Consider the following 13,421-nt stretch of genomic DNA (forward strand, 5'->3'; position numbering starts at 1 on the left):
CTCACCGCGACGGCTCGCTCCGGGGCCGACTCAGAGCAGTGCGAACTTCTGCGCCGCGGAACCGTTGCAGTCCCAGATCTGCAGCCTCGTCCCGTTGCCGGTCGCGCCGTTGGGTGAGTCGAGGCAGCGACCGGACTGCGGGTTGCGCAGCGAGCCGTCGGCCTGCTGCGTCCACACCTGGCCGCCGACGCCGTTGCAGTCCCACAGCTCGACCTGGGTGCCACCCGCCGTGCCGTTGCCGTTGATGTCGAGGCAGCGGCCCAGCGTGCGCAGCGCGCCACCGGAGAGGTGGACCCAGTGCTGGTCCACGGCGAAGGACTGGCAGTCCCACAGCTGCACGGCCGTCCCGTTCCCGCCGTGGTCGTCTCCGGCCACGTCGACGCACTTGCCGCCGGGGCCGGTGATCGGGCCGCCGCCGGTGACGGCGAACTTCTGCGCCGCCGAGCCATTGCAGTCCCAGATCTGCAGGCGCGTGCCGTTGGCGGTGGCGCCGTTGGGGGAGTCGAGGCAACGGCCGGACTGCGGGTTGCGCAGTGAGCCGTCGGCCTGCTGCACCCACTTCTGACCGCCGACGCCGTTGCAGTCCCACAGTTCCACCTGGGTGCCGTTGGCCGTGCCGTTGCCGTTGACGTCGAGGCAACGGCCCACAGTGGACAGTGACGAGTCGGCGTTGTGCGCCCAGTGCTGGTCGGCGGCGTTGGTCTGGCAGTCCCACAGCTGCACGGCGGTGCCGTTGCCGCCGGTGTCGTCGCCGGCGACGTCGAGGCACTTGCCGCCAGGTCCGGAAACCGTTGCGGCGTAGGGGGGTGTCCCGGTGGAGCCGGAGTAGCCGACGGAGACCACGTTGGCCTGCACGGCGTCGTCCGCCGCGTCGGTCGGGTACCCGGCGGTCATCACGCCCTCGAAGAACGAGCCGATGGAGGCGTTGCTGTTGTCACCGCCGGTGCCGAGCACGATCGAGCCCTCCTGGTGCATCGGCGTGTAGCCGCCCGAGGGCAGGGCGCCGTTGTACCAGGTGGTGAGGCCGCCGCTCTGGGAGTTGCCGCCCTTGAGCGCGAAGGTGGTCTGGCCGTTGTTCTTCAGCAGCGCGGTGACGAACGGGGTGGCGTTGCCGCGGTTGGCGGTGTTGGAGCGGTTGCCCTGGAACAGCCCGTTTTCGAGGTCGCCCGCCACCCACGGGCCGATCCCGGTGCACGGCGGGAAGTAGCAGGTGGTGCCGAGGTTGACCGCGTCCATGTGCCCGTTGCCGGTGTCGGCGATCTGGGCTTCGACGTTGCCGTAGTCGAAGCAGCAGCCGCCGTTGACGTGGGTGCCGCTGGCGACCATGTACATGCCTTCGGGCTGGCCGTTCTGCGCGACGCCGGCCCCGACGTAGTGCCGGTACCCGGTGCCGGGGGAGACGTAGACGCCGTAGACCTTGTGCCCGCCCGCGGTGACCGGCAGGGCGGACGCGATGGCGGCGACGTCCTGGCCGCCCGCCGTGCCCGGGCCTTCGACGGTGAGGTCGTTGTGGCGCGGGGACTGGTCGTAGATCACGGTGATGGTGCAGGTGGTGCCGGCGCAGAAGGAGTCCTGCGCGGCGGCGTTGGCGTACCCGCCCGCGGCGAGCAGGCCGATGTTCGTTTCGGCGTGGTCGGAGGCGCGTTGCACGCGGTAGAGGTTGCCGCTGTAGGCGGCGTAGAGGGCACGGGTGGTGCTGTGCGCGGCAACGCACTGGGTGCCGGCGGAACCGTAGATGTCGCAGGGCAGCGGACCGGCGGCCTGAGCGGGCGAGCTCAGGCCGAGCATCGTCGCGAGGACGAGCACGGTGGAGGCGAGCAGGGCAAGGGGACGGCGCACGGGGATCTCACTCTCAAGCCGCAGGTCAGCGACCTGCGCGGATTTTTACAACGTTGTATTTCCGGGAGAGAAGGGGAGTGCGGAGAGGTTTCCGGGGATGTGGGGAAGGTTAGGACCGGGTTCTCGGCCGTGTCAACGGTTCACGGCTTTCTGGTGGTTTGGTCCATTTTTCGCGGGCTGGCGTGCCCCCGGACGGCGTAACCGCGGGATCCGTTTCGTGGCACGGAGAACGGGCGAGCACCGCGGTCGCGATGCTTGCCCGGGGCGCGGGTCAGCGGGTGAAGGTGAACCAGTTGACGTTGACGAAGTCCGCCGAGCTGCCGCCGAAGGTCAGGTAGACGTCGTGCACTCCCGTCACCGAGCGGACCACGTTCGCCGGCACGCTCTGCCACGACTGCCAGCCGCCGTTGTTGGCGAAGTCGATCTCCGCCAGCACCGGGCCGGACTGGCTGTCGACGCGGGCCAGGATCGCGCCGCTGACCCCGGCCGCCGCGCCGGAGGCGATGCGGGCCACGAACTGGCGTGGGGAGCTCGAGCCGAAGTCGACGCTCGAGTACTTCAGCCAGTCCCCGTTGGCGATCCAGCCGACGTCGGTGCCGCCTTCACTGCACGCCTCGTTCTGCGTGCCGCCCTGGGCGCTGAACGACTCCGCCTGGATGGTCGAGTACGCGCTCGTCCCGCCACCGGTGGGTGGCGGTGTCGTGCCGCCGCCCGGGCCGAGGGAGACCGTCCAGGACGTCGGCGCCGGGTCCTGGAGGTGGCCGTCGACCGGCTGCGAACCGGTCGGGCCGACGTCGTCGTACGGGAAGGCGTAGCCGATCGACGCGTGCTGGTGCACCAAGCGGGCGTAGTGGTTGGTGGTCGCGTCCTTGTAGTAGTTCGAGGGCGAGACGCCGTCGGGCTGGTTGTTGCCGCCCGCGACCAGCAGGCTGCTGCGGTTCAGCGCGGCCGCCAGCCGGGCGGCGATCGCGCCCCGCGCGTCTCCGCCCGAGTTGTACAGCGGCCCGCTCGCGCAGCCGAAGATGTCGATCGCGCTGGGCTTGGTGAACGGGACGCCGTTGGTGTTCAAGCCGCCGAACACGATGGTGTCGCCGCTGACCGTGCCGGTGTAGGCGCCGATGCTGCCCTGGCCGTTGATCGTCAGCGGCGTCGAGCGGTAGTGGTCCCAGACGGCGTTGAGGTAGTTCGTCCAGTAGCCGCCGAAGTCGACGGGGGAGTGGCCGGGCGCGAGCACCCGCACCACCTTGCCGGACGCGTCGGTGGCGACCAGCCGGTCCCACGGCGCCCCGTCGGTGTTGTGCTGGGCGCGCAGCCCGTCGGCGATGGCGCCGAGCGCGCCGTCGGGCAGCGGGCTCACCGACTGCGAGCCGGCCGCGCCGGTGGTGGCCATGGAAACCGGCAGCGCCACCATGTCGACGTAGCTGATGTTCGCGTAGAGGTTCGCGCTGTTGTAGGTGAACTCGGCGAACGTCCAGTTGGTCTGCCAGTTCGGATCCGAGCTGGTGAAGCCGGGCTGTACCAGCCCGGGCCCGGGGTTCACGAAGAACTGGATCTTCTTGTCGACGGAGAACCAGACCCGGCCGCCGATCACGTAGTCGTTCAGCGGCACGGTGACCTGGCCGCCGGAGCCGAGCGGGATCGAGTAGTCCGGGATCGGCGTCACCGGCGACGACGGGTTGGCCAGCCGCTGGAACTGGCCGCTGGCGGTGACGAAACCGGGCCGGCCCGCGGTGTCCGCGCCGCTGACGTAGGCGTAGACGGTGCCGCTGCCGGAGTTGTTCTTCAACGTCAACGGCAGGCCCGCGGCGGCGCGGGCCCGGGGTGCGGTGGCGGCGGACCACAGCGGCGCACTGGCCGCGGCGGCCACCAGGCCGGCGGTGAGGAAGGTACGTCTGGATGGCATGGCACCTCCTGGGGACGACCGGCGGTCACTGGTTCAGACCTTTCCGCCGGGCAGGGTGGCGAAACGGTAGGTACGCCGGTCTCGCGCGGTCAATATCCGGCGCCGGGGTTGGGGCACGAACGGCCCTCAACGGTGCCCTTTCGGCGCAGGCCACGCCGGGGAACCGAAAGCGCGAACCGGACGTCGGAGCAGGAGTCGGGTGTTACATTGCCCGCGCGAAATGTCACGCGAGCGGGAGGAACGCCGTGGGCTTCGAGGTCGATGTCGCGGACATCAGCAACGCGGCGGGCAAGCTCGCCGCCGGGACGCCGCCGTCGCTGACGCCCGGGGGCTCGCCGAACGTCGGCGCCACGAACCGGGCCGGCGGCTTCGCGGGCGACTACGACGTCTGGCTGCTGACCCGCCAGGAGGACCTCGAAGCCGCGCAGCAGCAGGTCGCGAGCCTGGTCGAGGCCATCCAGGCCGCCGCGAAGAGCTACGACCGCACCGACTCGGCCGCGCGTGACACCTTCTTGAAGGCCCTCGACAGCGGCTTCGAAGGGATCGACCGGTGAGCTCGGTCTTCGACAAGATCCGCCACCTCGCCGACCAGGTGGAGAAGGGCAACCCGGCCGACCTGGACGACCGGGCGCGGGCCTGCCGGGCCACGAAGGAATCCGTCCTGGACGCCAAGGCGCTCGTCGAGGCGGTCCGCGTCCAGCTGAGCGAGGGCTGGCACGGCGGCGCCGGCGAATCGGCGCTGACTTCGTTGAACGACTTCAAGAAGAACCGCGACGACCAGGCTCACGACCTCGAAGAGTCGGCGAAGTCGTTCGAGGTCGTCCGCGACGCGCTGGCGAAGGCCCAGGGCGACGCCCGCAGCCACCGCGCGGACGCCGACGCCCTGGAGAAGAAGCTCGACGGCGTGTGGAACGACCTCGCGCACGGCAAGGGCAACATCGTCTTCGCCTGGGCGGAGGACAAGGCGCTCAAGGCCCGGGCGCTGGTCGTGCTCGCCGACCTGGAGCGGATCGTCGTGGGGTACGACGCGGTCCTGCTCGCCGAAGGCCTGAAGCTGCGGAACAAGACGGGCCAGGTGTGGGAGCTCGCGGGCTCCGAGAAGCGGAACCCGGCCGAGATCGCCGCGATCATGCTGCGGGAGATCCCGGGCCTCGCCGAGCTGGTGGCGAAGGACCCGAGGCTCAAGGTCGCCGTGCTGACCGGCAACTGGGAGCTGTTGCTGCAGAACCGCGAGATCGCGCAGAAGATCTACGACTACCTCGGCTTCAAGTACGTCGCGGACGGCGACTACTACACGACCGGCGAGCACTCGGTGCAGAGCTTCCTGGGCTGGCACGACTTCTACGACAAGCTGGAGAAGCTGATCGGCGCGGACCTCGACGCGACCGGCGACGACGGCGACAACATGGAGTTCACCGACCCGAAGACCGGCAAGCAGTACCGGCTCGAGCTGTGGAAGGGCAGTTACGGGTTCGGTGGCGCGTTCGGCGGCGAAGTCGGGTTCTACACCCGCGAACCCGGTTCCGGCGACATCTCCGGCTACTACCACGCCGCCCAGGGCGACGACCAGATCAAGGTGACCCAGACGATCTACAACAAGAACGACGGGCACGTCTACTTCACCAACGACGGCCAGGGCGCCGACGGCTCCGACAAGAAGCACTTCTGGAACCTGGCGATCCGCACCGACCCGGACGTCAAGGCGAGCGAACTGGCCCAGCGCGCCACCATCGAGGTGCGCGACACCGGCATGCGCGACCGGATGTACGACGAGATGACCCGGTGGGCCGCCGCGCACCCGGACCAGAACCTGAAGGTCACGAAGACCACCGACGACCCGCCGGCGCTGAGCTACACGTGGGGGGAGAAGTGAGCCGCGCTCAGATCGAGGTCACCGGCTTGAACTCCCACTCCTCGTCGTCCGGGTCGGCGCGCCGGCTCGTGACCTCGCGGAGCCCGGCGAACACGCCGTCGACGTCGACCAGCCCGGCCACCTCGTCGGCGACGTCCCGGCCATGCCGCTCCTCGATCTCTTCGAGGCCTTCGCGCAGGGCGGTGGTCGCGGCGGTCCTCGCCGTGGCCCGCAACGCGCGGGCCAGCTCATCCGGGTCACTCATGGCTCCACTTTAGGCGGCTACCCCTGCCGCGCGGCCAGGCGTGCGGCGGTGGCGTCACGGCGTTCCTCGAAGCGCGACGCCTGCGTGTCGAGGGACTTCAGGAAGGCCGCCAGCTCCTCGCGTGCCGCCTCGCCGACCGCGCCGAGCCCGGTCAGGTCGAACACCTTCCAGTACCGCAGCAGCGGCAGCACGACGTCGTCGTGGTGGATGCGCAGGTCGTAGATGCCCGCCTTGGCGATCAGCGCCGCCTTGCGGGCGAAGCTCGGGATCACCGCACCCGGCATCGCGAAGCTCAGCACCTCGTCGGTGATCGCGCGCATCATCGCGTCCGGCGAGATCTCCAGGGCCGCCTTGACCAGGTTGCGGTAGAAGACCATGTGGAGGTTCTCGTCCGTCGACACCCGGGCCAGCAGCCGCTCGGCCAGCGGGTCCTGCGTGTAGCGGCCGGTGTTGCGGTGCGAAATCCGCGTGGCCAGCTCCTGGAACGACACGTACGCGCACACCTGCAGCAGCGGCTTGTCCCCGGAGTCGTAGCCCGCCTGCATCGTCTCCATCCGCATGCGCTCCAGCTCGACCGGGTCGACGGCCCGGGTGACCAGCAGGTAGTCGCGGATGCAGATGCCGTGCCGGCCCTCCTCGGCCGTCCAGCGGTGGACCCAGGTGCCCCACGCGCCGTCGCGGCCGAACGCGCGCTCGATCTCGCGGTGGTAGCTCGGCAGGTTGTCCTCGGTGAGCAGGTTGACCTCGAGTGCGGTCCGCGCGATCGGGCTCACCCGGGACTGCTCGGGGTCCCAGGCCTCCCCGCCGAGCTCGGCGAAGTCGCGCCCCTGGCTCCAGGGGACGTACTCGTGCGGCATCCACTCCTGAGCCGCGGAGAGGTGCCGGTTGAGGTTCTCCTCGACCGTTCCTTCCAGCTCGAACAGCAGGCGCGTGCTTTCGGGGACCGGCATGGGGGACGTCCTTCCGTACCTACGCGACCGTAACTTACGGTGCCGTAGGTACTGACAACGGACGCGGGGTCCCGGAGGTTCCCGCCGCGCCTGGCCGGCGCGAGCGGGTCCGCCGGCACGGCCGCGACCAGCGCGTCCTCCGCCCCGCCGGGCAGTCGCCGTCGCCGGCGGCTCGTCGCTCAGGCGGCGCGCCGCACCTCGTCGCCCGGGTAGGGGCCGGGCTTCGGGCGGGGCTTCCCGCCGGGGAAGGCGAGCCGCAGGATCGTGCGGTGCACCGTGCCGAGCTGCCGCGACAGCGGGCCCGTGTTGTACGGCAGGCCGTAGCGGCGGCAGATCTCCCGCACCTGCGGCGCGATCTCGGCGTAGCGGCTGCTCGGCATGTCCGGGAACAGGTGGTGCTCGACCTGGTAGCCGAGGTTGCCGCTCATCAGGTGGAACAGCGGCGAGCCGGTGATGTTCGCCGCGCCGACGAGCTGCCGGACGTACCAGCCGCCGCGGGTTTCGTCGCGGACCTCCTCCTGGCTGAACGTGTAGGTCTGGTCGGGGAAGTGGCCGCAGAAGATGATCGAGTGGGCCCACAGGTTGCGGATGATGTTCGCGGTGAAGTCCGCCCAGAACGTCGCGGCGAACGCGCCGCCGCCCTCCTTGCGCACGGCGGCGAGCTGGGCGCTGACGGCGCCCCGGAAACCCCGGCCGCGGGCCCGGTCCGCGAGCACCCGGCGCCGTGAGCGGGGTTCGGGCCGCACCAGCCGTCCCACGGCCGTCGCGGCGAGCGCGCTGACCAGCGGCCAGCCGACGTAGTCCTTGAGGATCTGGTCGCGGGCCTTGCCCGAGATGCCCTTGATGTCGTGCCACACGTCCTTCAGCGGCTTCTCGCCGGCGCGGATCGCCTCGACGTCCATGTCGTGCACCGCGACGCCCCACTCGAAGAACGCCATCAGCAGCAGGTTGTACAGCGGCTGCGCCAGGTACGCCGGGTGCCACTTCTGGTGCGGGTCGATGCGCATGATCTCGTACCCGAGGTCTTTGTCCTTGCCCCGGATGTTGGTGTAGGTGTGGTGGATGAAGTTGTGCGAGTGCTTCCACGCCGCGGCCGTCGAGGCGGTGTCCCAGTCCCAAGTGGACGAATGGATGTAGGGGTCGTTCATCCAGTCCCACTGGCCGTGCAGGACGTTGTGCCCGATCTCCATGTTCTCCAGGATCTTCGCGACCGCGAGGCAGCCGGTGCCCGCCGCCCAGGCCGCTTTGGACCGGGAGCCGAGCAGCAGGGCCCGGCCGGCCACCGCGATCTGCCGGTGCAGCCGGATGACGCCCTTGATGTACTGGCGGTCGCGGTCGCCGAGGTCGGCGCGGACGTGGTCGTGGATGGCGTCGAACTCGCGCGCGAGCTCGGCGAGCTCGCGCTCGCTCAGGTGGGCGAACGGGTGGGTTGTCGAGGGCATGAGTTCCTTTCTCCGCTCAGAGGTCGACCGTGACCCGGCCTTCGGCGCCGTGCACGCAGGTGCGCACGATCTCGTGGTGCTTCTCGCTGACGACGTTCGTGCGCAGGTCGCGGATCCGGCCGTCCCGGATCGGCAGCACGCAGGTGTGGCACACCCCGACCCGGCAGCCGAAGGGCAGGTCGACGCCGGCGTTCTCGCCCGCGACGAGGATCGGGGTGCCCGGCGGGCAGTCCGCGTCGAGGTTGCGGTGGGTGAACCGCACCGTCCCGCCCGATCCCTCGGCGCCTTCGCCGCCGACGATCGGCTGGAACCGCTCGTGGTGCAGCCGATCGACGTCGCCGTGACGCTTCCAGTGCGCCTGCAGCGCGTCGAGCAGTTCGCCGGGCCCGCAGGCGTAGCACTCGCGCTCGCGCCAGTCCGGGCACAGCGTGTCCAGCTCGCCGGGGGTGAGCCGGCCGTCGCGGCCGGTGTGGCGCAGTTCGAGCCGGAAGCCTTCGTGCTGCTTCTCGAGTGTCTCGAGCTCTTCGCCGAAGATGACTTCGCCGGGTTCCCGCGCGGAGTGCACGTGGACGACGTCGCGCAGGCCGACGCCCGGCGCGAGGTGGCGCAGCATGCTCATCACCGGGGTGACGCCGCTGCCGGCGGTGACGAACAGCAGGCCGCGGTCGAGCTTGCCGGGCAGGGTGAAGGACCCTTCGACCTCGCCGAGCCGCACGACCTCGCCGGGCCGGGCCCGCTCGACCAGGTACGGCGAGACGACCCCGCCGTCGACCTTCTTGGGAGTGACCGAAATGAGCCCGTCGGCGCGGTCCGGGCTCGACGTCAGCGAGTAGGCGCGCCAGTGGTGGACGCCGTTGATGACGACACCGAGGCGCACGTACTGGCCGGGCCGGTGCCCGATCCAGTCGAACCCCGGCCGGATCAGCACGGTGGCGGCGCCGCCGCGTTCGGGCTCGACGCGTTCGACGCGCCCGCGCAGCTCCCGGGTCGACCACAACGGGTTGATCAGTTCGAGGTAGTCGTCCGGCCGCAAGGGGGTGAACAGCCAGCGCAGCGCACGCAGCGCCCGCCGTCTCAACGGCGACGCCGGAGGGCGCATCCCTACTTCGGCCATCGTGCACCCCGCTCACCGCGGGTGCCGGACCAGTCGATGGAGGACATGCCTATTGAGTGTACAAGCGTGCACTCAACTCGCAGGATGAGCGTCAGACGCGGGCGCCGACCTCGCGGAGGACCGCCCGTGCCGCCCGGGCACCCGAGGCCAGCGCGCCCTGCAGGGAGCTCGTGTCCCGGTGGTCGCCGCACACGTACAGCCCGTCGTCGAGCCGGACGTCGCGGCGGATGTCGTGCGGCGGGGGCATCGACGGCAGCCCACGGGCGATCTCGTACCGGCCGAGGAGCGGCCACCCCGCGGCGTCCGTGCGGTACAGCCGGCCCAGCGCCCGCCGCACCTCGGCGTCCGGCAGCGACGTCAACGCCGACGCGCTGACGAGCGCGCGGTCGCTCGGCGCGTACGTCGGGCAGACCTCGCTGACCACGCTCGTGGTGACGATCGGCCCACCGCGGGCGTCGACGACGATGACCGGCTCGGGCAGCGGCGACCGCGGGGGAGCGAAGTACCAGGTCGTCCCGCTGTTCCACCGCGGCTCCGGCGTCCCGGCCAGCCGCGCGGCCGTGGACCCGTCGGTGGCGACGAGTACCGCCCGCGCCCTCCAGACGTCGCCGCCGGCCGTGCGGACCGCGCCCGGCCGGACTTCCTCGACCGGCGTGTCGAGGTGCACGGCCGTGGTTGGCAGCCGGCGCGCGAGCTGCCGGGGCAGCTCGCCCATGCCGAGTGCCGGCAGCGACGGCGCGGACCGCAGGAAACTCCGCCACACCAGCTGGAAGAAGCGCGCCGACGTGCTGAGCTCGGCCTCGAGGAACACCCCGGACAGGAACGGCCGGAACACGGTTCGCACCGCTCGCTCGGACAGCCCCGCGTGCCGCAGCTCGTCGAGCGTCGTGCGGTCTTCGCGGTCGACGATCGCCTTCGCCGGACCGGCGGCCACCCGGGCCGACAGCGCGGCGAGCGCGGCCAGGTCCTTCGCCGACAGGTAGCGGCGGGCGGCGATGTCGCGCAGGGCCCGGGGCACGTCGAGTGGCTGCCCGAGCAGGGAGACGTGGTCGTCGTCGGCCACCCGGACCGCGCGCCAGTACCGGCCGAGCCGCAGCGCGTCGACGTCGACCAGGCGCCGGACCGCCGGATAAGCCGGGTTGAGGATCTGGAAGCCCCGGTCGAGACGGAAGCCGTCGACGACGTCGGTGCGCACGCGCCCGCCGACGTCGTCGTCCGCTTCCAGCACCGCGCAGGGCACGCCCGCCCGATGCAGGTGCGTCGCGGCGGCCAGGCCCGCGAGGCCGGCTCCGACGATTACGACGTCCGTTTCGTGCTGGGCCATACGTGCTCCTTCGGCGACCACCCGAGCGGTCCCGGGCACTTCGATGCAGAATCGATCCACTGAGTGTGCGCGTTCACGCGGGAGGAGGCCGGATGAGCGACTTCGCGCGGTCCCTCGGCTCCAACGAGGTGGCGCGGCTGCTCGGGGTGTCCCAGGTGACCCTGCGCACCTGGGAACAGCGGTACGGCATCGGCGCCGCGGAGCGCGAAGCGAACGGCAGGCGGCGGTACACGCCCGACGACGTGGCGCGGCTGCGCCGGATGCGGGCGTTGCGGGCCCAGGGGACCGGCGCCCGGGACGCCGCCCGGCTGGTGCTGGCCCGCTCGGCCGCCGAAACGACCGCCGGGCAGCGGCGGGAACGGCTCGCCGAAGCGGCGGACGCGCTCGACCTGGCCCTGATGGGCGGGCTGGTCGAAGACGCGCTCGCCGGTCTGGGCGTTACCAAGACCTGGACCGAGGTCGTCGCCCCGGTCCTGCGGGCCATCGGCGAACGCTGGGCGCGGCTGGGCGACCGCAACGCCATGGCCGCGGAGTGGGCGCTGGCGACCGCGGCGTCCGGCGCGGTCGACCGGTACCCGGCGCCGTTGCCCGCCCGCGCCGGGGCGGCCCCGATCGTGTTCGTGTGCGGGCCGGCCGAGCGCCACGACCTGCCGGTCAAGATGCTCAGCGCCGCACTGAGCGACGACGGCGCGCCGTCGATGTTCCTCGGCGGGCTGGTGTCGGTCGACGTCCTGCGCGTGGTGTCCGCCCGGTTCACGCCGAGCGAGGTGGTGGTGTGGTCGATGACGGCGCAGTCCGCGGACGTGCGGATCCTGCGGGCCCTGCACGCCGACGGGGTGCCGGTGCGCCCGGCCGGACCGGGCTGGCGGGGGCTGCCGACGGTGGGCGAGCCGCTGCCACCGTCGTTCGACGGCGCGCTGAGCGCAGTGGGCGGCTGACCGCCGGCACGGCCGTGTTCTCCACGACGACGGCTGTCCACAGTGGTCAGCAGCAGGACGGAGTGGACGGTCGGCGCGACCACGGCCTACGCCGGCGAATCCCATGGCAGCCAGGCGAAGCTGGTCGTCGTGGCCACGACCGAAAGCGGCGCCGCGCCGCCGCCGGCGACGCGTCGGGCGAGAGTCACCGCCGGCCCCGATTCAGCGCCCGGGTCTCCTCGGCCGGGTCGGGGCTCAGCAGCGAGCCCGGGACGGCGTGCCCGGCCGAACCCAGCTTGTTCATCTTCTTCGGCACCGGCGCACCCTGGTATTCGAGCGCCTTCGCGGCCAGCGGCTGGTGGATCTCGACGAACTCGCCGTGCGGCAGCCGCTTGATGATGCCGGTCTCGATGCCGTGCGCCAGCACCTCGCGATCCGCGCGTTGCAGGCCGACGCACAGCCGGTAGGTGACGAAGTAGGCCATCGGCGGGCCCAGGAGCAGGCCGATGCGACCCGCCCAGGTCATGGCGTTGAGCGAAATGTCGAACTGGACGGCGAGGATGTCGTTGAAGCTCGACAGCGTCAGCACGAGGAAGAACGTGAGTGACATCGCCCCGATGGCGGTGCGGACCGGCACGTCACGCGGGCGTTGCAGCAGGTTGTGGTGCGCTGTGTCGCCGGTGAGGCGCCGCTCGATGAACGGGTAGCTCAGCAGGAGCGTCACGAGGACGGCGATGCCGATCGCGCCGGCGAAGAACACCGGCGGGATCGTGTACTTGCCGAGGTAGACCTCCCACGGCGGCCACACGCGCAGGAGCCCGTCGGCCCACCCCATGTACCAGTCCGGCTGGGACCCGGCGGAGACCTGGGAAGGGTTGTACGGGCCGAAGTTCCACACCGGGTTGATCTGGAACAACCCCGACATCAACGCCAGCACCCCGATGACCAGGGTGAAGAACGCCCCGCCCTTCAACGCGAAGTACGGCATGATCCGCACGCCGACGACGTTGGTCTCCTTGCGCCGCACCCCCGGGAACTGGGTGTGCTTCTGATACCACACCAGCGCCAGGTGCACCCCGACCAGCGCCAGCATGATGCCCGGCAGCAGCAGGATGTGCAGCGTGTACAGCCGCGGGATGATCTGATCCCCCGGGAACTCGCCACCGAAGAGCGCCCAGTGGATCCACGTGCCGATCACCGGCACCGACAACACGATCCCCGACAGCGTCGCGCGGATACCGGTGCCCGAGAGCAGGTCATCGGGCAGGGAGTAGCCGAAGAAGCCTTCGAAGCAGCCCAGGATCAGCAGCAGCCCGCCGATCACCCAGTTGGCCTCACGCGGACGCCGGAACGCGCCGGTGAAGAAGATCCGCAGCATGTGCACGGCCATCGACGCCACGAAGATCAGCGCGGCCCAGTGGTGCAGCTGCCGCATGAACAGCCCGCCACGGACGTCGAAGGAGAGGTCCAGGGTGGTGCGGAAGGCCTGCGACATCTCCAGGCCCTGCAGGTTCTTGAAGCTGCCGTGGTAGACGACCTCCTGCATGGAGGGGTCGAAGAACAACGTCAGGTAGACGCCGGTGAGCAGCAGGATGATGAAGCTGTAGAGCGCGATCTCGCCCAGCAGGAACGACCAGTGGGTCGGGAACACCTTGTTCAGCTGGTGCCGCAGGCCCTTGGCCAGGTGGTACCGCTGGTCGGCGTTGTTCGCGGCGTCGCCCAACGCCTTCTCGACCGGGCTCGACCCCTTGGTCGGCGTGGTGAGTGAGCTCATCGGCACCTCGCTTCCGGCTCGGCCGATCTCTTCGATGGTCA

Annotated in this window: 11 protein-coding genes; 3 read left to right on the plus strand and 8 right to left on the minus strand. The window is 71.0% G+C overall.

All coding sequences use genetic code 11. The annotated features are described in order from the left end of the window. Positions 1–30: 30 nt before the first annotated feature. Together M8542_RS08970 and M8542_RS08975 are read right to left on the minus strand one after the other, a co-directional pair. A complete protein-coding gene (locus tag M8542_RS08970) occupies positions 31–1,839 on the minus strand; it encodes an arabinofuranosidase catalytic domain-containing protein (RefSeq protein ID WP_308210245.1) in 1,809 nt (602 codons plus the stop codon). A 271-nt stretch (positions 1,840–2,110) separates the two neighbouring features. After that, positions 2,111–3,742: a beta-1,3-glucanase family protein gene (locus M8542_RS08975; protein WP_257919566.1), complete on the minus strand. Its 1,632-nt coding sequence runs from the start codon at positions 3,740–3,742 to the stop codon at positions 2,111–2,113. 245 nt (positions 3,743–3,987) lie between these two features. On the opposite strand from M8542_RS08975, the gene M8542_RS08980 reads away from it, so the two are divergent. Both M8542_RS08980 and M8542_RS50300 read left to right on the plus strand, forming a co-directional pair. After that, positions 3,988–4,296, plus strand: coding sequence for a hypothetical protein (locus M8542_RS08980; RefSeq protein ID WP_257919567.1), 309 nt, complete (start codon positions 3,988–3,990; stop codon positions 4,294–4,296). Then, the gene (locus tag M8542_RS50300; protein WP_257919568.1) at positions 4,293–5,615 is read left to right on the plus strand and encodes a DUF4474 domain-containing protein; all 1,323 of its coding nucleotides are present in this window, start codon (positions 4,293–4,295) and stop codon (positions 5,613–5,615) included. The genes M8542_RS08980 and M8542_RS50300 overlap by 4 nt, the downstream gene beginning before the upstream one ends. A gap of 7 nt (positions 5,616–5,622) precedes the next feature. On the opposite strand, the gene M8542_RS08990 is transcribed toward M8542_RS50300, so the two are convergent. The 5 genes from M8542_RS08990 to M8542_RS09010 form a co-directional block, all read right to left on the minus strand. Continuing rightward, positions 5,623–5,859 (minus strand): hypothetical protein, encoded by a 237-nt coding sequence (locus M8542_RS08990; protein ID WP_257919569.1) that lies wholly within the window; start codon positions 5,857–5,859, stop codon positions 5,623–5,625. 17 nt (positions 5,860–5,876) lie between these two features. Beyond that, on the minus strand, positions 5,877–6,809 hold the full coding sequence (locus M8542_RS08995; RefSeq protein ID WP_257919570.1) for an acyl-ACP desaturase: 933 nt from the start codon (positions 6,807–6,809) through the stop codon (positions 5,877–5,879). Positions 6,810–6,988: 179 nt separating this feature from the next. After that, positions 6,989–8,251 carry a fatty acid desaturase family protein gene (locus tag M8542_RS09000; protein WP_257919571.1) on the minus strand — a complete coding sequence of 421 codons (1,263 nt, stop codon included), beginning with the start codon at positions 8,249–8,251 and terminating at the stop codon, positions 6,989–6,991. Between the two features lie 16 nt (positions 8,252–8,267). Then, entirely contained in the window at positions 8,268–9,365 is a 1,098-nt protein-coding gene (locus tag M8542_RS09005) for a ferredoxin reductase (protein WP_257919572.1), read from the minus strand. 91 nt (positions 9,366–9,456) lie between these two features. Beyond that, positions 9,457–10,689: an NAD(P)/FAD-dependent oxidoreductase gene (locus M8542_RS09010; protein WP_257919573.1), complete on the minus strand. Its 1,233-nt coding sequence runs from the start codon at positions 10,687–10,689 to the stop codon at positions 9,457–9,459. A gap of 92 nt (positions 10,690–10,781) precedes the next feature. Between M8542_RS09010 and M8542_RS09015 the strand changes: the two genes are divergently transcribed. Continuing rightward, complete coding sequence (locus M8542_RS09015) at positions 10,782–11,627, plus strand: MerR family transcriptional regulator (RefSeq protein WP_257919574.1); 846 nt, start codon at positions 10,782–10,784, stop codon at positions 11,625–11,627. Between the two features lie 184 nt (positions 11,628–11,811). Here the strand turns inward: M8542_RS09015 and qcrB are convergent, their stop codons facing one another. Beyond that, positions 11,812–13,380 carry a cytochrome bc1 complex cytochrome b subunit gene (gene qcrB, locus M8542_RS09020; RefSeq protein WP_257919732.1) on the minus strand — a complete coding sequence of 523 codons (1,569 nt, stop codon included), beginning with the start codon at positions 13,378–13,380 and terminating at the stop codon, positions 11,812–11,814. Positions 13,381–13,421: the final 41 nt, after the last annotated feature.

The organism is Amycolatopsis iheyensis (assembly GCF_024703995.1).
Taxonomy (GTDB): Bacteria; Actinomycetota; Actinomycetes; order Mycobacteriales; family Pseudonocardiaceae; genus Amycolatopsis; species Amycolatopsis iheyensis.